General features: G+C 69.3%; 19 protein-coding genes and 1 pseudogene. 8 read left to right on the forward strand and 12 right to left on the reverse strand.

The window, feature by feature from the left end; all coding sequences use genetic code 11:
* The first annotated feature begins 18 nt into the window (after positions 1-18).
* The 5 genes and pseudogenes from ABZ260_RS10040 (at position 19) to ABZ260_RS10060 (ending at position 4005) form a co-directional block, all read left to right on the forward strand.
* Positions 19-891: a hotdog fold thioesterase gene (locus ABZ260_RS10040; protein ID WP_355615239.1), complete on the forward strand. Its 873-nt coding sequence runs from the start codon at positions 19-21 to the stop codon at positions 889-891.
* 31 nt (positions 892-922) lie between these two features.
* Positions 923-1684 carry an enoyl-CoA hydratase/isomerase family protein gene (locus ABZ260_RS10045; protein WP_355615242.1) on the forward strand — a complete coding sequence of 254 codons (762 nt, stop codon included), beginning with the start codon at positions 923-925 and terminating at the stop codon, positions 1682-1684.
* A 151-nt stretch (positions 1685-1835) separates the two neighbouring features.
* Positions 1836-2729 (forward strand): SDR family NAD(P)-dependent oxidoreductase, encoded by an 894-nt coding sequence (locus ABZ260_RS10050; RefSeq protein WP_355615245.1) that lies wholly within the window; start codon positions 1836-1838, stop codon positions 2727-2729.
* A 330-nt stretch (positions 2730-3059) separates the two neighbouring features.
* Positions 3060-3356 (forward strand): annotated as a pseudogene (locus tag ABZ260_RS10055) (DUF4158 domain-containing protein); the annotation flags it as partial.
* Between the two features lie 61 nt (positions 3357-3417).
* The gene (locus ABZ260_RS10060; protein ID WP_355615287.1) at positions 3418-4005 is read left to right on the forward strand and encodes a Tn3 family transposase; all 588 of its coding nucleotides are present in this window, start codon (positions 3418-3420) and stop codon (positions 4003-4005) included.
* A gap of 74 nt (positions 4006-4079) precedes the next feature.
* On the opposite strand, the gene ABZ260_RS10065 is transcribed toward ABZ260_RS10060, so the two are convergent.
* Entirely contained in the window at positions 4080-4946 is an 867-nt protein-coding gene (locus ABZ260_RS10065) for a TIGR03620 family F420-dependent LLM class oxidoreductase (RefSeq protein WP_355615248.1), read from the reverse strand.
* Positions 4943-5857 carry an NmrA family NAD(P)-binding protein gene (locus tag ABZ260_RS10070; RefSeq protein ID WP_355615251.1) on the reverse strand — a complete coding sequence of 305 codons (915 nt, stop codon included), beginning with the start codon at positions 5855-5857 and terminating at the stop codon, positions 4943-4945. Before ABZ260_RS10070 ends, ABZ260_RS10065 begins: the two co-directional genes overlap by 4 nt.
* A 118-nt stretch (positions 5858-5975) precedes the next feature.
* Here ABZ260_RS10070 and ABZ260_RS10075 point away from each other — a divergent pair, with 118 nt between their 5' ends.
* Both ABZ260_RS10075 and ABZ260_RS10080 read left to right on the forward strand, forming a co-directional pair.
* Positions 5976-6590 (forward strand): helix-turn-helix domain-containing protein, encoded by a 615-nt coding sequence (locus tag ABZ260_RS10075; protein ID WP_355615254.1) that lies wholly within the window; start codon positions 5976-5978, stop codon positions 6588-6590.
* 92 nt (positions 6591-6682) lie between these two features.
* Complete coding sequence (locus ABZ260_RS10080) at positions 6683-7666, forward strand: tyrosine-type recombinase/integrase (protein WP_355615256.1); 984 nt, start codon at positions 6683-6685, stop codon at positions 7664-7666.
* A gap of 1180 nt (positions 7667-8846) precedes the next feature.
* Here ABZ260_RS10080 and ABZ260_RS10085 read toward each other — a convergent pair.
* Genes ABZ260_RS10085 through ABZ260_RS10130 form a run of 10 tightly spaced genes read right to left on the reverse strand, consistent with a single transcriptional unit; the run spans position 8847 to position 17430 of the window.
* The gene (locus tag ABZ260_RS10085; protein WP_355615258.1) at positions 8847-9323 is read right to left on the reverse strand and encodes a MarR family transcriptional regulator; all 477 of its coding nucleotides are present in this window, start codon (positions 9321-9323) and stop codon (positions 8847-8849) included.
* A gap of 52 nt (positions 9324-9375) precedes the next feature.
* A complete protein-coding gene (locus tag ABZ260_RS10090; protein ID WP_355615261.1) occupies positions 9376-10239 on the reverse strand; it encodes an ABC transporter substrate-binding protein in 864 nt (287 codons plus the stop codon).
* Complete coding sequence (locus ABZ260_RS10095) at positions 10236-11261, reverse strand: ABC transporter substrate-binding protein (RefSeq protein ID WP_355615264.1); 1026 nt, start codon at positions 11259-11261, stop codon at positions 10236-10238. The genes ABZ260_RS10090 and ABZ260_RS10095 overlap by 4 nt, the downstream gene beginning before the upstream one ends.
* Positions 11258-12064 carry an amino acid ABC transporter ATP-binding protein gene (locus ABZ260_RS10100; protein WP_355615267.1) on the reverse strand — a complete coding sequence of 269 codons (807 nt, stop codon included), beginning with the start codon at positions 12062-12064 and terminating at the stop codon, positions 11258-11260. The genes ABZ260_RS10095 and ABZ260_RS10100 overlap by 4 nt, the downstream gene beginning before the upstream one ends.
* On the reverse strand, positions 12061-13035 hold the full coding sequence (locus ABZ260_RS10105; protein ID WP_355615270.1) for an amino acid ABC transporter permease: 975 nt from the start codon (positions 13033-13035) through the stop codon (positions 12061-12063). The genes ABZ260_RS10100 and ABZ260_RS10105 overlap by 4 nt, the downstream gene beginning before the upstream one ends.
* Positions 13032-13445 (reverse strand): hotdog fold thioesterase, encoded by a 414-nt coding sequence (locus ABZ260_RS10110; RefSeq protein WP_355615290.1) that lies wholly within the window; start codon positions 13443-13445, stop codon positions 13032-13034. The genes ABZ260_RS10105 and ABZ260_RS10110 overlap by 4 nt, the downstream gene beginning before the upstream one ends.
* Positions 13446-13447: 2 nt before the next feature.
* The gene (locus ABZ260_RS10115; RefSeq protein WP_355615273.1) at positions 13448-14557 is read right to left on the reverse strand and encodes an aminotransferase class V-fold PLP-dependent enzyme; all 1110 of its coding nucleotides are present in this window, start codon (positions 14555-14557) and stop codon (positions 13448-13450) included.
* Positions 14550-15332, reverse strand: a complete 783-nt coding sequence (locus tag ABZ260_RS10120; protein ID WP_355615275.1) for an enoyl-CoA hydratase/isomerase family protein — start codon at positions 15330-15332, stop codon at positions 14550-14552. Before ABZ260_RS10120 ends, ABZ260_RS10115 begins: the two co-directional genes overlap by 8 nt.
* Complete coding sequence (locus ABZ260_RS10125) at positions 15329-16498, reverse strand: CoA transferase (RefSeq protein WP_355615278.1); 1170 nt, start codon at positions 16496-16498, stop codon at positions 15329-15331. Before ABZ260_RS10125 ends, ABZ260_RS10120 begins: the two co-directional genes overlap by 4 nt.
* On the reverse strand, positions 16495-17430 hold the full coding sequence (locus ABZ260_RS10130; RefSeq protein ID WP_355615281.1) for a transporter substrate-binding domain-containing protein: 936 nt from the start codon (positions 17428-17430) through the stop codon (positions 16495-16497). Before ABZ260_RS10130 ends, ABZ260_RS10125 begins: the two co-directional genes overlap by 4 nt.
* A gap of 604 nt (positions 17431-18034) precedes the next feature.
* Here ABZ260_RS10130 and ABZ260_RS10135 point away from each other — a divergent pair.
* Positions 18035-18697: a class I SAM-dependent methyltransferase gene (locus tag ABZ260_RS10135; RefSeq protein WP_355615284.1), complete on the forward strand. Its 663-nt coding sequence runs from the start codon at positions 18035-18037 to the stop codon at positions 18695-18697.
* Positions 18698-19232 lie beyond the last annotated feature (535 nt).

Consider the following 19232-nt stretch of genomic DNA (forward strand, 5'->3'; position numbering starts at 1 on the left):
TATTCGTCGAGGAGCACGATGCATCTGCCGAAAACAGGTAAGGATGGCGCGACCATGCCTGGCATCGGCGGCGAGCTGTTGCAAGGCGCGCCGCCTGACTGTGACTTGGGTGTGGTGGAGAGACGCTTCGGCATCGTCGGTTGCCGGGCCGATGGCAGGTTTCTGCGATCGGTGATGAGGACCGGCCTCTGGATGGACGACTCCCATGGGCGCCAGCAGACGGGCGCGCTGGCCGTGCTCCTCGACCACGTCTTGGGCGAAACCATTTACACCGCGAGACCGATCGGCCACTGGTCGCTGACCACCGAGTTGGCGTTCGACATTATCGTTCCACCACCGTGGAACACGGCAACATTGCACGCCACCTCCTGGGTCCCGAGGGCGGAGGCGACAGGAGGATTCGCTCAATGTGAAGTGGTCGACGACTTCGGCACCCTCATCGCGGTGAGCGCCGCCTGGACCCAGTACGTGCCGGCCGGTGATTCCCGTGTCGCCGCGGAGCGTGCCGTGCCGCCTGACGACCCTCTGCCCGAAACCGTGAACTTCGCCGAGCACCTGGGTGTGCGGATCAGCGCGGACGAGCAGCGTACACGCGTCGAACTCCCGGATCCTGAGCGCTGGAACAACGGGTACGGCGTACTTCACGGCGGCATCTGGGCGAGCCTGGCCGAGGTCGCGGCTGCGGAGGCGTTCGAGCGAGGCGGGAACCTGCGGACGGCTCATGTTCATGTTTCGTACCTACGGCCCCCCGCACCCGGCGCGACCATATCCATGATCGGTCAGCCGATGCATATCGGCCGCTCGTTCGGCGTGATCCAGGTGATGGGATCCGACGACTCCGGACGTTCCTGCGTGAGCGCGACCGTGACAGGACGGCGCCGCACAGCGTAATGAGCGAACATTGACTGGAGGATCAGAAATCGTGGTCACCACGGAGATCAGCATTGAGGGCGACGGCCCGATCCGTCGCCTCACCCTGAATCGGCCGGCGCGACACAATGCGCAGACGCCCATAATGTGGGCCGAGCTCGCGGCTGCGGGGCGGGAGCTGACTGCTGACCCGGACGTGCGCTGTGTCGTCATCCGCGGCTCAGGTGAGTCTTTTAGTTCAGGTATCGATCTCGATGAGATGCGAACCCCGGACGGTTTCATCAGGCGACTCGCCGCCCACCCTGACGCTGACCCCGACCCGATGCTGGCTGACATAGAGGTAGCGCAGCAGGCGTTCCGATGGATACCCCGTGCGCCGTTTCTCGTCATCGCCGCCGTGACCGGGGTAGCCTTCGGTGCCGGATGCCAGCTCGCTCTGGCATGTGATGTCCGGATCGTCGCGGCTGGCGCACGATTCGCCCTGCGCGAGGCGCGCTACGGGCTGATACCGGACATGGGAGCGACCGCCTCATTGCCGCGGCTGGTGGGCCGGGAACGTGCTTTGGACCTGATCCTCACCGGCAGGGAGCTCACGGGAGCGGAAGCGGTGGCGATGGGCCTTGCCCTGAGCGCTCACCCGGACGCCGAAGTGCCTGCTGCCGCAAACGAGTATGCCGCGAAGATCGCTCGTATGCCGCGGTCGGGAATAGCCTATGTCAAGGCCGCGCTGGACGAGCCCGCCCCAGACCGGAGCCTCCAACTAGCGGCACTGGGCCAGGCCACGTGCATCCGACAGGCGTCTCTTCCGCATTGACGGCTGAGCAGCTGGTCCGTGAGCGGCAGATCCATGTGGCCGACACCTGCGTAGGACACTGATTTCGTTGCCATCATCGACCGGCCAGCAGGCGACACAGACCGCCTACACATCAAAGCCTCGGCCACAGCGACGCCTACCAGGGGAGAGCATGCCAGAAGGTCCGATCGCACTCGACTTTCACGATCTCGTGGTCGTCGTCACCGGGGCCGGCGCCGGGCTCGGCCGACAGTACGCGCTCGACTTCGCAGCCGCAGGCGCGCGGGTGGTGGTGAACGCACGCCGCGCCGAGGTGGCGAAAGAGCTGGTGGACCGCATCGAGACGGCCGGTGGCACAGCCACCACCGCGGTGACCGATGCGCGAAACGGTGCAGCGATCGTCGACACAGCCATCGACACCTACGGCCGGATCGACGCGCTCGTGGTGAACGCCGGCCACGTACGAGATCGCACCTTCGGCCGGATGTCCGAGGAGGAATGGACCGAGATCGTGGATGTGCACCTAGGCGGTGCCTACACGGCCACCGCCGCGGCATGGCCGCACATGGTTCGGCAAGGACACGGCCGAATCGTGCTGACAACCTCGGGTGCGGGCCTGCACGGCAATCTCGGCCAGGCGAACTACGCCGCAGCCAAGGCAGCCATCATCGGTCTGGCCAAAGCGCTGGCGATCGAGGGGCGGCGACACGGCGTGCTGGTCAACGCGATCGCCCCCATGGCACACACCGACATGACGGACCGCGTGTTCGACGACGAATTGCGCGCCGGCCTGCCAGCCGCATCAGTGTCGCCGTTCGTGCTCGCCCTAGCGCATCCGATCAGCACCACGACCGGTTCTGTGATCGAAACCGGCGGCGGCTGGGCTGCAGAGATGCGCTGGCAGCGGTCGGCAGGCGTGCGGTTCGCGGCCGCCGAGCTGACGCCCGCCGCAGTACTCGAACGCTGGCCCGCGATCGCGGATTTCACGGCAGGCGCTGACTATCCGGCCAGCACCTCCGACTCCCTCGCCACGGCATTGGGCCACCCAACCGACGACAGCGTATGAAGCGGCGTAACCTCACCCGTTCGCATCGATCTTCGACAACCTGGAGATCTTCCATTGCTGCCGGCGCCAACGGCTGCCCACCCTTTCCCCACTTCCGAAGCCAGCCGTCGCATGATCGTGTGCAGGCATTCGTCATATCAACGGACTGCTCCGGTCCTGGAGATCGCTGCCAGCGGTCCTTTCTCCGAGGGGGCCGGCCGGAATACGCCGGAAAGGGGCCGCGGGGCTGACGGTTGATCGTTAGGGTGGGCGGCGTCTTGTCGGCCGTATCTGCGGGGGTTGGCTGTGACCTCGGTCGATCGCACGGCGTATCCACGGTTTGGCCGCGTGGTGTCAGGGCGGGAGCTGGCTGAGGCGTTCACGCCGACGGATGCCGAGCTGGAGTGGGCGCGGACCAAGACGCAGGATCAGCAGCATCTGCTGGCCCTGGTGGTGTGGTTGAAGTCCTACCAGCGGCTGGGGTACTTCCCGAAGGTCGAGGATGTGCCGCTGTTGGTGGTGCGGCATGTGAGGGACGTTCTGGGGCTCGGCGAGGACGTAGCGCTGGAGCGTGCGGCGGTTCGGTCGGCTAAGCGGCATCGGGAGTTCGTACGCAAGCTGATGAAGGTCGTCTATGACGGGGCCGGGGTCCGGAAGGTCGCTGAGGACGCGATTCGTAGGGCGGTCCTGACCAAAGACAATCCTGTCCCTGTTCGGGGACGAGGCGGTCGATTGGGCCCTGATCGAGGCCCATTGGACAGACCTGCTGCGCACCGCGATCTCCATCCGGGAGAACAGGATGTCGTCGGTCACGCTGCTGCGCCGGCTGGGCAACCATTCCCGCAAGAACCGCCTGTACCGGGCGTTCAGGGAGCTCGGCCGGGCGATCCGCACCATCACGCTGCTGCATCTGTCTGAGCCGCAGCTGCGAGAGCAAATCACCCAGGTCACCAACCGGAACGAGGCCTTCCACGGTTTCGCCGACTGGCTCATGTTCGGCGGCAAGCTCATCGGCCACAACGACCCCGACTACCAGGAGAAGGTCATCAAGTTCAACGAGTTGCTCGCCAACTGCGTCATGTACTCCACCGCCCTGGACATCACCGACGCCGCCAACGACATCGCCGCCGAGGGACACCCTGTCGACCTGGACGATTTGGCGACCGTTTCCCCCTACATCACCCACACCGTCCGCCGGTTCGGGAACTGGACCCTCAACCTCACCCCGCCGGACGACACCCCCAACACCCGGTTGGACCTGGAACCACGAGTGTTGTTCGCCGCGGCCCTGGCCTGATGCCCGTTGCAGAGGTGGCATGATGACGAACCCGCACGTCCCAGCTCGTGCCTGGATGGCCGAACAGGGGCCGCTCACAGCAACTGTGCGGCAAGCTCCTGCCATTGACGCAATGGCGGCTCGTCTGGTGTGGCCGTCAGCACGTGCAGGCTGACGTGATCTGCACCGGCGTCGAGATGCAGTTCAACCCGCCGAGCGATGTCCTCCGGACCGCCGGTGGCCACCAGGGCGTCGACCAGCCGGCCGTCGAGGGATTCGGCGTCGTCGAATCCCAGGTCGCGTAGCAGCGTGAGCCGGTTGGGCAGGGCGGTGGCCGCGTGGGCACGGGCCAGCCCGGTCGCGCGGGTGCGGGATGAGTCCAGGACAACGAGCTGGGTGACCGCCAGCAGCGCTTGCGGCCCGAGCAGGCTTCTGGCCTGGCGGGTGTGCTCGACCGGCATGCCCAGCGGGTGGGCGCCGCAGGCGCGTTCTGCGGCGAGCTGGAGCATCTTGGGGCCCAGCGCGGCCAGGACCCTGGGCGCGGCGGGGGTCGGAGGGCCGAACGGGGCGGTGTCCATCGCGTCCAGGTAGGCGCGCATGGTCGCCACTGGCGGGCCGAAGCGGTGGCCGCGCACGTCGGTGACCAGGGCGGGGTGGCTGACGCCGAGGCCGAGCAGGAACCGTGCGGGGAATGCCTCGGCAAGGGTGCGTTGCGCGGCCGCGGCACTGATCGCGTCGCGGGCGTAGATGCTGGCGGTGCCGGTGGCGATGACCGTCTGCCGGGTGGCCGACAGCAGCAGGGCGGCCTGGGCCATTGCCTCGCGGCCGGTCGTCTCGGGAAACCACAGGGCCGGATAGCCGAGGTCCTCGATGGCGGCGGCCGCCTGGCGCAGGGCGAGGGCGGGATAGCGGTCCATCTCGCCCGCCCAGATGCCGACCCGTCCGAGGGCGAGCGCGTTCATCGGTCCTGCTCGGCGGTGTCCTGGGCGGCCAGGAAGCCGGCGATCTGGGCTGCTCCCGTCCGCTGCAGCCAGGTGCGCAGGTCCAGCAGGCCTGGGTGCAGGGCGCGGGTGAAGGCGACGTCGGCGCGGTAGCCGCGTTCGTTGAGCCAGGTGTAGGCGTAGGCGAATTCCGCGCCGAGCTGGGCGATCACCTCGATCGGGATCTGGACGTAGGGCAGCGGCCGGTCGATCGCCGCGGAGATGGCGGCGGCGATCTGGCGTGGGGTCAGTTCGTCCCCGGCCAGGTCGACCGCGCGGCCGATCCACTCGCCCGGCTGGGCAAAGGCCAGCGCGGCGAAGGCGCCGACGTCGTCGACGGCCATGATCTGCTGCGGCACGTCGGCGGCAAATGCGGTGGCCACGGCGCCGTCGTGCAGGTGGTAGGCGCCGGTGTAGTTCTCCATGAAGGAGACCGGGCGCAGGAAGGTCGCGGGCAGGCCCAGCCGGGTGATGTGCTGTTCGATCCGCCACTTGTTGATCGTGTTCTGCGGCAGTTTCTCGGTGTTGTGGCGGCCCGCGCCGGCGAGCGAGGCGTAGACCAGGTGCCGCACACCGGCGGCGTGGGCCGCGTCGGCAACGTTGTGGCCCCAGCGGACCTCGTCCTCAGCCGAGAAGCCCGCCGGGGTGCCCGGGGAGCCGACGGTGGGCTGCACGCTGAACAGGCCATAGGCGCCTTCGGCGGCGGCGATGAGTGAGGCGAGGTCCTCCATCTCGGCGCGGACGAGCTCGGCACCCGCCTGCGCCAGCGCCCGAGCCGCTGCGGCCTCCGGATCGCGCGTCATCGCCCGTACCTGCCAGCCGTCGGCGAGCAGCTGCGCCGTCACGGCTCGGCCCTGCAGGCCGGTCGCCCCCACCACCACGATGGTCTTCACGATGTGTCTCCAGACGGTAGGCATGCGGCGGTCACCCACCTAACTGGGGTGGCCCTCCGGTTCTGGATAGGTACGATATGGAGGACCACCCCGTTTTTGCAAGTCCACCGGAGATCACATGCCGCCAGACAGCCGTACGACCTCGCCCACGCGGCCGATGCGCGCGGACGCGCGCCGCAACTACGACCGCATCCGGGCCGCGGCCGCCGAGGCCATCGCCGAGCACGGGGCCGAGGCGTCCCTGGAGGAGATCGCCCGCCGCGCCGGCGTCGGCTCGGCCACGCTGCACCGCCACTTTCCCTCCCGGCAGCGACTGCTGGAGGCCGTCTTCCGCGACAAGGTCGAGACCCTGTGCGCCACCGCCGCCGACCTGGCCGCCGACCCCGACCCCGGGCACGCGCTGGCGGCCTGGCTGGGAGCCGTCGCCCGGCACGCCGTGGCCAACCGGGGCCTGGCCGCCTCGCTGATGCGAGGGGCCCATGACGGCGATCCCACCCTGGGCACCACCTGCCACAAGATGATCACGGACGCCGGTGCGGACCTGCTGGCCCGCGCCTGCCGGGCGAACGCCGCACGGCCCGACGTCTCGATCACGGACCTGCTCAAACTCGTCAACGCCATCTGCCTGGCCGTTGAGCAGGAACCCGACGGCGCGGCCCAGGCCGACCGGCTGCTCGCCCTTGCGCTGACAGGAGTGCACCCTGCAGGAGAAACGGCGGGCCGAAAGATGTGACACAGAAGATGAATTATCTGTCACACTGGCGGTCGCCGGATCGTGTCCGCCCAGTTCGGCCGCCGCCGCGCCACGGGCGACTCGGCAACATTATGTGTCACATCCACGTGCAGGAGGACGGCCCGTGTCCGTCGTGGCGTTCCCCAGCTCACCCGACCCCACCGGGCTCGACCACCGCCGCAGCGGTCGAGCGCTTCCTGGAGTCCCGCACCGCGGCCACTACCCGCGTCGGCTACGCCGAGACCCTCACCCACCTCACCGCGATCACCGGCCCGGACCATCCCGTCGCCGAGCTGACCCCCGAGCAGTACGCCGCGGCGATGGACCGCTGGAACACCGCGGCCGCGGCCACCTGGAACCGGCATCTGTCCGCCCTGGTCTCCTTCACCACCTGGGCCCAGCGCCAGGAACTGCTCATCACCAACCCGGCCCGGCGCCTGGAGCGCCGTAAGCCCGCCCGCCGCGGCGACCGCGCCATCCCGCGCACCCGGCTGAAGACACTCTTCACTGACCCCGCCCACGCGCTGCGCGAAAGAGTCCTGTGGCGGCTCCTGTACGACACCGCCGCCCGCGCCGAGGAAATCCTCACCCTCAACATCGAAGACCTCGACCTAGAGTTCCGCCGCGCCCGCGTCACCAGCAAGGGCGGCGCCATCGAGTACGTGCACTGGGCCACCCCCACCGCCCGCATCCTGCCCCGCCTGCTGTCCGGCCGCACCGCCGGGCCGGTGTTCCTGGCCGACCGGCGCGCCCCTGCCTCCGGATCTCGCGCGCCCGCGGCCGCCGACATCTGCCCCGTCACTCGGCGGGGCCGACTGTCCTATCCACGCGCCGAGTACCTGTTCAAGACCGCCTCCGCCAAGCTCGACCCGCACCGCCAGGGGTGGACGTTGCATCAGCTTCGCCACAGTGCGCTGCAGCATCTCGCCCAGGCCGGGCGTACCGCCCCGGAGTTGCAGGCCAAGAGCCGCCACCAGCACCTGGCCAGCCTCGGCCGCTATGTGCGCCTGGGCGAGGAGACCTCCGCGCGCATCACCGCCGAAGCAGACCCCGCCCAACGTCGCCGCGCCCGCTGAGCTGCGGCTACAGCAACCCGCGGCCCCTTTCCGGCGTATTCCGGCCTCCCCCGTCCGACGGCCGCCCACATGCAATCGCGTAACACAAACGAACGTTCGCGATTGGCCAGCTTCGGACACTGCATACGATTCGGTGAGGAAACCGCCGCCCGCGTCGCGGCTCTCGATGACAACCCAGGCATCCAACAGAGTGATCATCCGCGTTTGGGGCTGGTGACACGTCCGTTGGCGGCCCCAGTGGCATCGCGGGTGGGAGCCGCGGATCACATGCGATTGGCTCTCACATCTTGCCGGGCTGTTTCGTCTGAGGGGTCACTGACGGGGTGGCCGGGTTCCACGCCGCGCGGCCACCGCAGCCAGATTTGTTTGTGGGCGATGAGTCTTTAGTCCATTGTAAATGATCTTGAATCTCGGCCACCGCCTTTACAATGTAGATTTATTAGATATGGTCGTGCTCACAACGACGACGATCAGACATCCTCATGTCCTCCTGGATATCCGGCAGCCGTTCCTTGCCGACGTGTTCCGCGAGGACACCCGGACTACGACCTGCTGAGAGTCCTCTCGACCGGTAAGCCGCCCTGAATCCAGTGGCGTACCACTCCCCTTCCTCGCCGCGGCGCGGTGGGGCATCTCCCCGCTCGGACCGGTCCGGTCGGATCCACGGCACGGCCGGGCTTCACCAAGGCCGACTTCCATATCGACTGGCAGGCTCGTACCCTCACCTGCCCGGCCAGGGTGATCAGCCCGCCCTGGAAACCGGCACTCGATGACGCTCGCCCGCGCTTTTCGGTGCTGTTTCCTTGCACGACCGGAACCAACATCATCCGTCTCGGCCAGTACGACGCAGCGAACACACCGAGACCAAAGTCCCGCCACACCTTTCCAGCGCCCGTGCAGCCGCCTGCCACCGCGACCGCCCCAGTGACTCCCAGAGATCACCAACAGTATCCAGAATTCGTGCCAGATCGAGTTCTCACCCGTCGTCGACCCGCTGCCACTCCGCCAAAGCTCAGCCCCACCGAATATGGACGACGACACGCACTCAAGAGCAGCCAAGAAGACGGCTAGGCTGCCGCGTAGCCGAAAACCCTGTTGTGTCTACCGAACCAGGGCAACTCCAGGTGCAAGCCATGGAGAGGGACGGCTGCCCGCTGGGGCTGAGGTGTGAGAGCGCGGGTCAGGTGCCTGGCAGGCCGGCGTTGATTCGTTGCACACAGGCGCGGATGGTGGCCAGCAGGGAGTGGCGGTCCTCCTGGGGTACGCCCTCCAGCATGCGGTTCTCGATTTCGTTGGCGATGAGATCGCATCTGTCCGTGACCTCAAGCCCCTTGGGGGTGAGCCGGGTCTCAAGTACGCGCTGGTTGTCGTCGGAAGGGCTCCGGGAGATCAGGCCGGCGGTGATGAGCGAGGCGAGGACCTGGCTCATCGCCTGGGGTGTCACGTACGCACGCCGGGCGAGCTGTGCGTTGCTGAGGCCGCTGCGCGCGCGGAGTATGGTCAGTGTGGCGTACTGGTGCGGTGAGAGCCCGAGCGGCCTGAGGCCCTGCTCGAGTTCCCGCTGGATACCGCGATCGAGACGGCCTATCGCGTACAGCAACCGCAGTTGCTGAGGGGAGACGACATCGTCCGGCCCCCTCCCAGTTGGCTTCGACACCATCGAAGGGTATAACGGCAGGACGCGGCATCGTCCACGTCCTGCCGCCGCCTCATTGCCCACGTTCCGCCGCCACCACGGTGATCGCCTTCGGGATGACACCGAACTGGTGAAACAGGTCGGCCGCGTGCTGCTGCTCAGCCAGGAATCGTTCGTCGACGGCGTGCACGCCCCAGTGCCGCGTGGCCAGCGCGGTACGCCACGTTTCGGGCGCGCCGCCGCGGCTGCTGCGCGAGAGCAGGGCGGCGACCTCGTCCAGGTGTGCCGCGGCCCACTTCTCGGTGGCGGCGACGGCCTCCACGAAGGCGCGAGCCTCGGAGGGATGCTCGCGTACCCAGCTTCCGCGTCCGAAGAACACCGAACGGTTCTGTACAAGGTCCTGCGTCGGCGCGACGACGCGCACGTCGGCGAGTTGGCGCAGCCTGCTGTAGGCCGGATCGACCACGAGCCAGCTGTCGGTGCCGACGGCGAGGAAGTCCTCCCCCTGGGCGGTCGCCGCGATGTCCACGACCGTCACGTCGTCCCAGGCCAGACCGGCCCGGTCGACCGCGACGGCGAGAGCGTGCGTCTGCCAGGACCCGACCGTGAAGGCGATGCTGCGTCCGCGCAGGTCGGCCAGGGTGCGGATCGGCGAGTCCGCCGGCACGACGATGCCACCGGGGTCCGGATGCGGTTCGGATGTGGCCAGGTAGACGACGTCCAGTTTCTGCGCCTGAGCCACGATCGGTGGCGTGGATCCCGTCGCGCCCACGTCGATCACCCCTTCGACGAGCAGTCCGGTGGTACGCCGTCCGTCGTCGTAGCGGATGAACCGGACGTCCTGGGCTAGCCGCCGCAACGGCTCCTGCAGGGCGTCGACGTGGCTCAGGATCCAGGTCGCCAGGTTGTTGGGGTGGGTGCCGATGATGATGCTCACGAGATGACCTCCGTCGTCGTGTCCTGGGGCAGGTAGGCGTCCGATGCGGCGAGTGGCCCAGGATCGATCCACTCTTCGATCGGAAAGTCGCGGGGAAGCACACCGTGGCGGAGCAGAAACCGTTTCTGGTCGTCGAGATGACCGATCCACTCCGGCCTGAGCTCAGGTTCGAGGCGGTGGTGCAGCGTGTCGCCGTACGCGCGGGCCACCCCGACGCGTGTCGATCCGGTCTCGGCCGCGACGATCCGCGCGGTGTCCTCCGGATGCCCGGCGGCCCACCGTGCCGCGTCGCGCAGCGCGGCGATGTACCGGGCGACGATGTCGGGTCGCCGGGTCGCGAGGCCCTCGCTGACCGTCAGCGTTCGGGGCGTCCCGTTGTTGACCTGGAGCCGCGGATCCGTCGTGAGGGTGAGGTCGTGGACGCACAGCAGGTCGTCGCGAGCCATCACGTCGGCCCCGGGGGCGCCTTTGACGTAGGCGACGTCGCCAAGACCCGCGCGCAGCGCCGCTACGGTGGGGCCGTAGAAGCCGTCGGCACCGACATCCTCCGTCTGCGGCAGCGGGGCGGGGGCATCGACGAGCTCCACATCCGCCAGGGAAAGGCCAACGCAGCGCAGGGTGGCGTCGAACCCGCGCAAGGCCATGGCCCGGAAGAAGTCCACGCGGTCGCCGCCGTGGGTGGGAAGGATGAGCCGCCGGCCCACCAGGTCTCTCGGCCCGGTGATCCCGCTGCCCCGGCGCGTGACGATCGCCTGCAGCTCGGGGACCCAGGTCAGGCCGACCAGGCGGGTACGCTCGCCACGGGACCGCGCCCACAGCGCCGGCACGTTGCCGCCCTCGCGAAACAGGGCCGGAAGCCGGTGGTCGAAATGCGCCTCCGCGACCCCGGCCATGCGCAGTGGGGCCACGGCCAGCCCGGCGGTGGTGAGCGACGCCTCCAGCCGCCCGGTGTCGAGCGCGATCCCGGACGCCGTCGGCACGGGGCACCGCGTGTACCAGATCGTGGTCACGTCGTCGGTCATTTCGGCTCCCTTGTCGAGATCTCGGGCCGGGCCAGGCGGCCCAGGAAGGCGTGGGTACGCGCGTGGTGGGGGGCGATCAGGACGGACTCCGGCGGGCCGAGTTCGAGGATGCGGCCCTCGTCGACGAACGCGATCCGGTCGGCGATGTCCCGGGCGAAGGCCAGCTCGTGGGTCACGATGAGCATCGTCATGCCACGACCCGCGAGCGTCTGGATGGTCTGCAGAACCTCGGCGACGAGTTCGGGATCCAAGGCGCTGGTCGGCTCGTCGAACAGCATGACCTTCGGCCGCATCGCCAGTGCCCGTGCGATCGCGACCCGTTGCTGCTGGCCGCCGGAGAGTTGGCGCGGATAGCTGTTCTCCCTGCCCTCGAGGCCGACCTGGGCCAGCAGCTCGCCCGCCCGCTCCGCAGCCTCGGCTCGAGACAGGCCGCGGACCGAGATCGGCGCTTCGACGATGTTCTCCAGGGCCGTGAGGTTCGGGAACAGGTTGAAGCTCTGGAACACCATGCCGACGTCGGCCCGCTGGCGGCGGATCCTGCGCTCGGGGAGGGCACGCAGTCGGCGGCCGCTCACGCCGACGGGGCGGTAGCCGATCAGCTCGCCGTCGATCTCGACGAATCCGGCGTCGGGCGCTTCGAGGTGGTTGACGCAGCGCAGCAGAGTGCTCTTGCCCGACCCTGAGGCTCCGATCAGGCAGACCACTTCTCCGCGCGCGACCTCCAGGTCGACTCCGCGCAGCACGGGTGTACCGGCATAGCTTTTGTGCAGGTCGACCAGGCGAATCATGGGCCGCTCGCTCATCGGCTCCTCCAAGCCGCCCGGGCGTGGCCCATCAGCGTGCGTACACGCTGCCACGGAGACGGCGGTAGCCCGCGCCGCGCTCCCCGTGCGAAATGACGCTCGACGTAGTACTGGGCGACCGAGAGCAACGAGGTGACGATGAGGTACCACGCCGTGGCCACGGCCAGCAGCGGCACGATCGCGTAGGTGCGGTTGTAGATGAACTGCACAGAGTAGAGAAGGTCGTTCACGGCGATCACACTCACCATCGAGGTGCCTTTGAGCGTGCCGATGAGCAGGTTGCCGGTCGCGGGGACGATGCTGCGCATGGCCTGTGGCAGCACAACCCGGCGGAAAATCCTCGACCGGCGCAGTCCGAGCGCGCTACCGGCCTCGACCTGGCCTGGATCGACCGCGAGGATGCCACCGCGGATGATCTCACCGGCGTGCGCCGCCTCGTGCAGCGTCAGCCCGAGCACGGCCGCGGTCGTGGCGCTGATCAGGTCGTTGGAGCTGCCCGAGATGAGCGTCGGCCCACCGGGGATCCCAAGGGAGAGGGTGGGATAGAGGTAGCCGATGTTGAACCAGAACAGCAACTGCACCAGCACGGGCACCGACCGGAAGAACCAGACGTACGCCCAGCTGATTACCCGCAGGACGGGATTGGCCGACAGGCGCATGGCGGCCACGGCGATGCCGGCGACGAATCCCAGCGTCGTGACGACCACTGTGAGCCACACGGTCAGCCACAGCCCGTCCAGCACCGGCGTGGCCAGGAAGTACTCCGCGACGACGCCCCACTCCATGGTGGGGTTGCGGGCCAGGGAGTAGGCGCCGGCCCCCACGATCGCCAGGGCGACGGCACCGGTCACCCACCGCCACGGGTGCCGCCGGTCGGCCAGCACCGGCGTGTCCGGCCGGGGCGGTCCGGGCTCGGGGCCGATCTCCGCCGGGTGCGCGGCGTGATCGAGGGGAACGTTCGGGGCGCTCATCGCGGTGTCTCCGAGGGAACATCCGGGGCGCTCGACGGCATCTCCGGGGTATCGATGAGGCAGGTCACCCGGGCGGTGCATACCTGCTCTCCGACGTCGTAGCTCGCCACCGGCCGTCCCAGGCGAATGGCGGCGGCCACCGCCGTGACGCTCCCGTCGCGTACCGAACGGTGGCGGGTGGTGTTGAGCTCCAGCCCGGCAGCGGTCGCGCCGAGTTCGGCGGCGCACAGGTTCGCGGCGAGGGAAGCGATGCTCTCGGCCGGCATGCACGAGGCTCCGTGGGCGAGCAGTCCCCTGGGCTGCCGGCTGCCGTATACGGGTATCCAGGCGGTGACGCGCGACGGCGCCGCGGACGGCACCTCGATGCCGAGGTGGTCGCGCAGCAGTGGTTCGCCGACGGCGGGTGGCATGCTCACCGGGCGGTCACCGCCTTGTCCAGGGTCAGCCGCTCGACGGCCTCGATCGCGAAAGCGAGTTCCCTTTCGGTGGTGAACGGGCCGTAGGACAGGCGTACGGCGCCGATCTCGACGATGCCTCGGGTGGCGATTCGCTGGGCGCCCAGCGCGGTGGCGACGGCGAGTGGGTCGGCGTCGGAGAGCCGGAACGCGACGAGACCGGCGTGCGGCGTCGGCGTCAGCACCCGGATGCCCGGGATGCCGGCGAGCTGACGGCGTGCCAGCGCGGCGCCCCGCCGTACCGCGTCGAGGAGATGTTCGTGGCCGTGCTCCTCGCGCCACCGCACGGCGGCGCGCAGGCCCGCCCAGAGCATCGCCGACTTTGTGCCGGATTCGAAGGCGGACGCGGGCCGGTGGTGTGCTCCGCGGGTGACGACCAGGGCTCCGGTGCCCTCGGGGCCCAGCAACCACTTCTGTCCGGGGAAGGCGTAGAAGTCGGCGCCCAGAGAGTGGACGTCGACGTCGAGCGCGCCGACAGCCTGGGCGCCGTCGACGAGTACCCGGCTGCCGTGGCGTCGCACCGCCGCCACGATTCGCTCGATCGGGAGTACGGCTCCGGTGCCGTAGGTGACGTGGGAGACGACGATCAGCCGGGCACCTTCGGCTGCGGCGATCACGCTCGATCCGACCTCCTCGGGTGCCTGGCCGCTCTCACCGGCCAGGACGAGGCTCAGGTCGTGTCGGCGCGCAGTGGCGCGCACCGCGTCCAGGACGTCCGGATGTTCGAGGGAGGTCGTCAGGACACGGTCGCCGGGAGACCACGGCATCGACGCCAGGACTTGCTCGATGCCGTCGGTCGTACCGCTGGTCAGGGCGATCTCGTCGGCGTCGGCGCCTACGAGGCCGGCCAGCAGGGCGCGGGCCTGCTCGAATCCTTCGGCGATCCGGGCGAATCGCCGGCCGGAGGCGCGTCCTCTCGCCATGTCGGCGTCCAGCACGGCGACCATCGCGTCGCGTACCGGGCGGGGCAGCGGGCCGACGGTCCCGGTGTTCAGGTAGACCAGTCCGTTCAGCGCGGGAATGTCGGCCCGGAGCGCGGCCGCGTCGAGCCTGGTGCGCTCATCCATAGGAGCCGTCCTCGCGGGCGCCCAGGTGGTTCAGCGTCCGGCGATTCGCCGCGTGCAGGGCCTCGTCAGCGGCCTCGATCGCGCCCGCGAAGGTCACAGCCGCCCCCTGCGTGCGCAGCCTGCGCAGCCACGCGTGCGTGGCGGCGAGAGCGTCGGGCCGGCGCGAGGCGATCTCCCGGGCGATGGCGACGGCGGTCGCGCGTTCCTCGCCGGCGGGGACCAGGCGGGCGGCCAGACCGGCCGAGACCGCCTCGTCGGCCGACAACCAGCGCGAGGTGAGCAGCATGTCCGCGGCGAGTTGCGGCCCGACACGCGAGTGCATCAGCCAGGCGCCCAGGATGCCGGGCAGCCCCGCGCTGAGCTCGGGCATGCCCAGGCGTGCCTGGGGCCCGACGACGAGGAGGTCGCAGTGCAGCGCGAGCTGCAGCGACGCTCCTGCGGCGATGCCGTGAACGGCGGCGATCGTCGGCAGCGCGTAGTCGCTGAACGCCCGCTGCAGCCCGATCATGAGTTGCTGCTGCTCGTCACGTTCGTCCGGGGTTTGCTCGGCCAGTTCGCGCACGTCGATGCCGGCGCCGAAGGCCCGTTCGCCCGCGCCGGTGAGGACGACCGCGCGGGTCGCGGCGTCCCCGGCGAGCCGTTCCAGGGCGTCGGTGAGATCGCGGGCGAGCCTGCGTGAGATGGCGTTGAGCCGGCCGGGCCGCGTCATCTCCAGCACGACCACGCCACCGTCCAGGGCTTCCGATCGCAGGACCGGGACGTCGGCCGTGCTCATGCCGTCTGCCCGGCTGCCCGGCGGCGAGTACCGAGGAGCGCTGTCGTATGCTCACCAGTTCGCGGCACCCGGCGGCCGGGTGCCGTGTCGTCCCAGCCCGAGAACCGCAACGGCGACCGGACCACGCGGATCGGGCTGCCGTCGATGTCTTCGGCGTCCAGGATGAAATCCCGCTCGCCGTCCCCGACCACCTCGGAGTATGTGCGGATGCGGCCGGCGGTCAGGCCCGCCGAGGCGAACAGCCGCAGCCAGTGGTCGACCGGATGCTCACGCAGAACCTCCTCGATCGCCGCGGTCAGCGCCTCCCGGTGCGTGACGCGGGCGTCCGCGGTGCCGAACCGCGGGTCGTCCCGCCATTGCGGGCGTCCCACCAGCTCACACATCCGTGCCCAGTGCTGGGGCAGGTGGGCTGAGATGACGAGCGGGCCGTCCGCGGCTCGGAACACGTCGGCGGGCGCGGCATACGGCGCGCGGTTACCGGCCCGTTCCGGCTCCTTGCCGGACTCCAGGTACTCGGCCAGCGGCTGGGCCTGCAGATGCAGCCCGACGTCGAGCATCGACACGGTCACCTCCTCGGGCGCGATTCCGCGTTCGCGGCCGAGGAGGGCGCTGACGACGCCGAGCGCCAGCACGTAGGCCGATGCCGCGTCGATGATGGGCACGCCGACCTTCGTCGGGGGCCCCTCGGGCTCGCCGGTGACCGCCATGAGGCCGGACTCGGCCTGCAGCACGATGTCGACCCCGCCGCGGCCGCGGTCGGGCCCGGACTCACCGAAAGCCGACAGCCGCGCCACCACCAGCCGGGGATTGCGGGCGCGCAGCTCCTGTGCGCCCAGCCCGAGCCGTTCCATCACCCCGGGGCGGAACGAGGAGATCACCGCGTCCGCGCCCTCGCACAGGCGCAGGGCGCCAGAGCGGCCCTCGGGATCTTTCAGGTCCAGTGCGACAGAGCGTTTGTGCACGTTGTACGCGGCGAAGGACGGTGCGGTCAGGCCGTGCTCGACCCGGCGCGAGCGGGCGTTGCGCATCGGATCGCCGGTTACGTCCTCCACCTTGATCACGTCCGCCCCCAGCGCGGCGAGCAGATCGCCGGCGCATGGGCCGGCGATCAACCGGCTGAAGTCGACGATCACGCAGCCCGACAGGGGCCCTGCGGCGGCGCTCAACCCGCGAACCCCGTTCCCTGGTCCCCGATGTTCACATCAGGGCTGAGCTTGTTGCCGGAGACGCCCCAGCGCTCGAACGCCTTGTCGTAGTAGCCGTCCTCATGCAGTTTCTGGAGTGCGCCGAGGACCGCGTCGCGCAGGCCGTCCTGTCCCTTGGGAAGGGTCCAGCCGAGGACGAGCGTGCCGGCCTCGGGCAACTGGACGGCGTCGATGGGCTTGCCCTGGGACTGGTCCCATACGACGTTGAAGTCGCTGCCGACGTAGGTGTCGATCCGCCCCGAGATCAGCGCGAGCTGCATCGACGGGATGTCCTCGAAACTCGACAGGACAGGGTTCGACGTACCCGCCTTCTGGCATACGCCCTGCAGGATCGGCAGCACCGAGAAGGAGCCCTTCACCTCGCCGAACTTCTTGCCGCAGACATCGGCGGCCGACTTGGTGGCGGCCGGGTTGCCCTTCTTGACCATGAGGACGTTGCGGGACAGCAGCGTGTCGATGAAGTCGTACTTCGCCTGCCGCTCCTTGGTGTCGCCGTTGGTCGAGGTGGTCATGTCGATCCGCTTGGAATCGAGGGCGAGCAGTTGGGCCGCCGTGCTCGGGTAGTTCTCCGACTCGAATTTCACGCCGAGCAGCTGCTCGACCGCGATGATGAGGTCGGCGTTGAGCCCCTTCACCTCATCGGAGTTCTCGCCGGGGAAGTTGATCGGGGGAAGGCCGACACTCGTGGCGGTCCGCACCAGACCGGAGTCGAGAACGCTCTTGGGGAGCTTGGCGCGCAGGTCGGGATCGACCTTGTAGTCGGGGGCGAGTTGCGCCTGGCCGGACAGGTTCGTTGTCCGGCTCGACGGGGTCGCCGCGTTCCCGGCCTCGCCGACATTCGTCGAGGTCTCGGTCGACCCGCACGCGGCCAGGCCGGCGAATGTGAACGACACGAGCCCAATGGCCAGACGACGTCGCACGCGCGGCGTCAAGGAGGTGGAGGAGTGCACGGCGATCTTCTTCCAGAAGGAGATAAAACCAGTCGGCAATATGGGGAATGCGATCAATATAAAGGGCCTTGATATATGCGGCAAACTTGTCTCAGCATTTGGACCGTTCCACCTCGAGGCGGCATCGGCCGGTGCCCTCAGCCGACAGTGACGACCTTGCCGGTCGCAACGCCCTCGATCGAGCGGAGGTCCACGTCGGCGAAGCAGCGACAGAAAAGGGGAGCCGGGGTGGCAGATCCACGCCACCGAGCCGGGAGACGGGCTTCACGGTGGATCCCGAGCGACACACGGGCAGGCCCGGCAGACCCCTGGCCGCGGGGAGCCTGCTCGGGGCGCTCCTCTCCTGGTCACTACAGCGCCCGCCTCTGCCGCCGACCTCCCGTCGCGCGCGATACCCGGGGTCCCAGTAGTAACGACGCAGGAAACAACGGATATGCAGGTCAGCGGCCCATCTTCCACGCTGTGCCTGAAGGCCCCTAAGGGAGCTCTGACCTGCATATTCATTGAAAATTCCGTCGATACTACCGAGACCTCTAAGGTGATCGTCATGGCACTGCTGTCTCGCCTCGACCATTTCAACCGGCGGCACCCGTGGAGCCACAACGACCACTACGGCCACTGGGTCGCCGACCAAGTGGCCACGTCCGGGGCCCGCCACGTCCTCGACGTCGGGTGCGGCACGGGCAACCTCGCCGCTCTGCTCCGCCGACGCGCCGCCACCGTCACCGGGCTCGAACCCGATCCCGCGACCGCCCGCGCCGCGGTGGAGCGCTTCGCCGACGACCCCGCGGTCGCCATCGTCCAAGCCGACTTCGCCGGGCGCGACCCGCAGCGGCACTGGGACGCCGTCACCCTCGTCGCTGTCCTGCACCACCTCCCGCTGGTGCCCACCCTGCGTGAACTGCGCGGCTGTCTCACCCCGGGCGGGCGCCTCGTGGTCGTCGGCTGCTACCGGGAGGCCGGGCCCGCCGACCTGCTCGCCGCCCTGCCTGCCGTGGTCGCCAACCCGATCATGGGGCTGGTCAAGCACCCGGCCCGCGCCAATGCGCTGCCCTTGCACATGACGGCGCCCACCACCGATCCGCAGGAGACTCTGGCCGACATCCGGGCCTCGGCCGCACGAGAACTGCCCGGCGCCCGGATCCGGCGTCGCCTGTTCTGGCGATACACCCTGGTCTACGACGCCCCCAACGGACGGAGCGGGGCCTGACGCCCCGCCGCGGAGAGGCCACCAACCAGCCGGAACACGCCTCCAGGCCACCCTTTCCGCCGTATTCCGGCTTGACTGCGAAGCCCCAGCGCTGGTCGAACTCCCCACGTTTTCGGCTCTCACGAACCGAACCGGCGTGGGTTTCCAATGAAAGTCCTTCAGTCCGGCTGAACTCACGGCACCCCAACAGGTCGAGCACAGGAAACGGCCCCCGAGGGAGGTTCCCCCCGGGGGCCGGACTCGTCTTGCCCTGCGCCCTGCTCAGGCCGCCTGGATCCTGTTCGCCGTCGCGTCGGCCGACACCGCCGAGGCCAGGGGCGCGAATGTCCTGCCCGCCTACCTCGAGGTGTTCCTGGTGCCCGGGGTGCTTGTGCTCGCCCTCGTCCGTTCCTTCGACCGAACCACCCGCGCCTGGGCCGGGGGCCGGCGATCGGCACCCTGCTGGGTGCGCTCGCCGTCGCCGTGGTGACGCTCGCGGTCACGGCCTGACCGGCCGGTACCGCACACTCAGCTCGGCCGTGGGGTCGCCGGCGCC

The sequence above is a fragment of the Streptosporangium sp. NPDC006013 genome, assembly GCF_040614275.1.
Taxonomy (GTDB): domain Bacteria; phylum Actinomycetota; class Actinomycetes; order Streptosporangiales; family Streptosporangiaceae; genus Streptosporangium.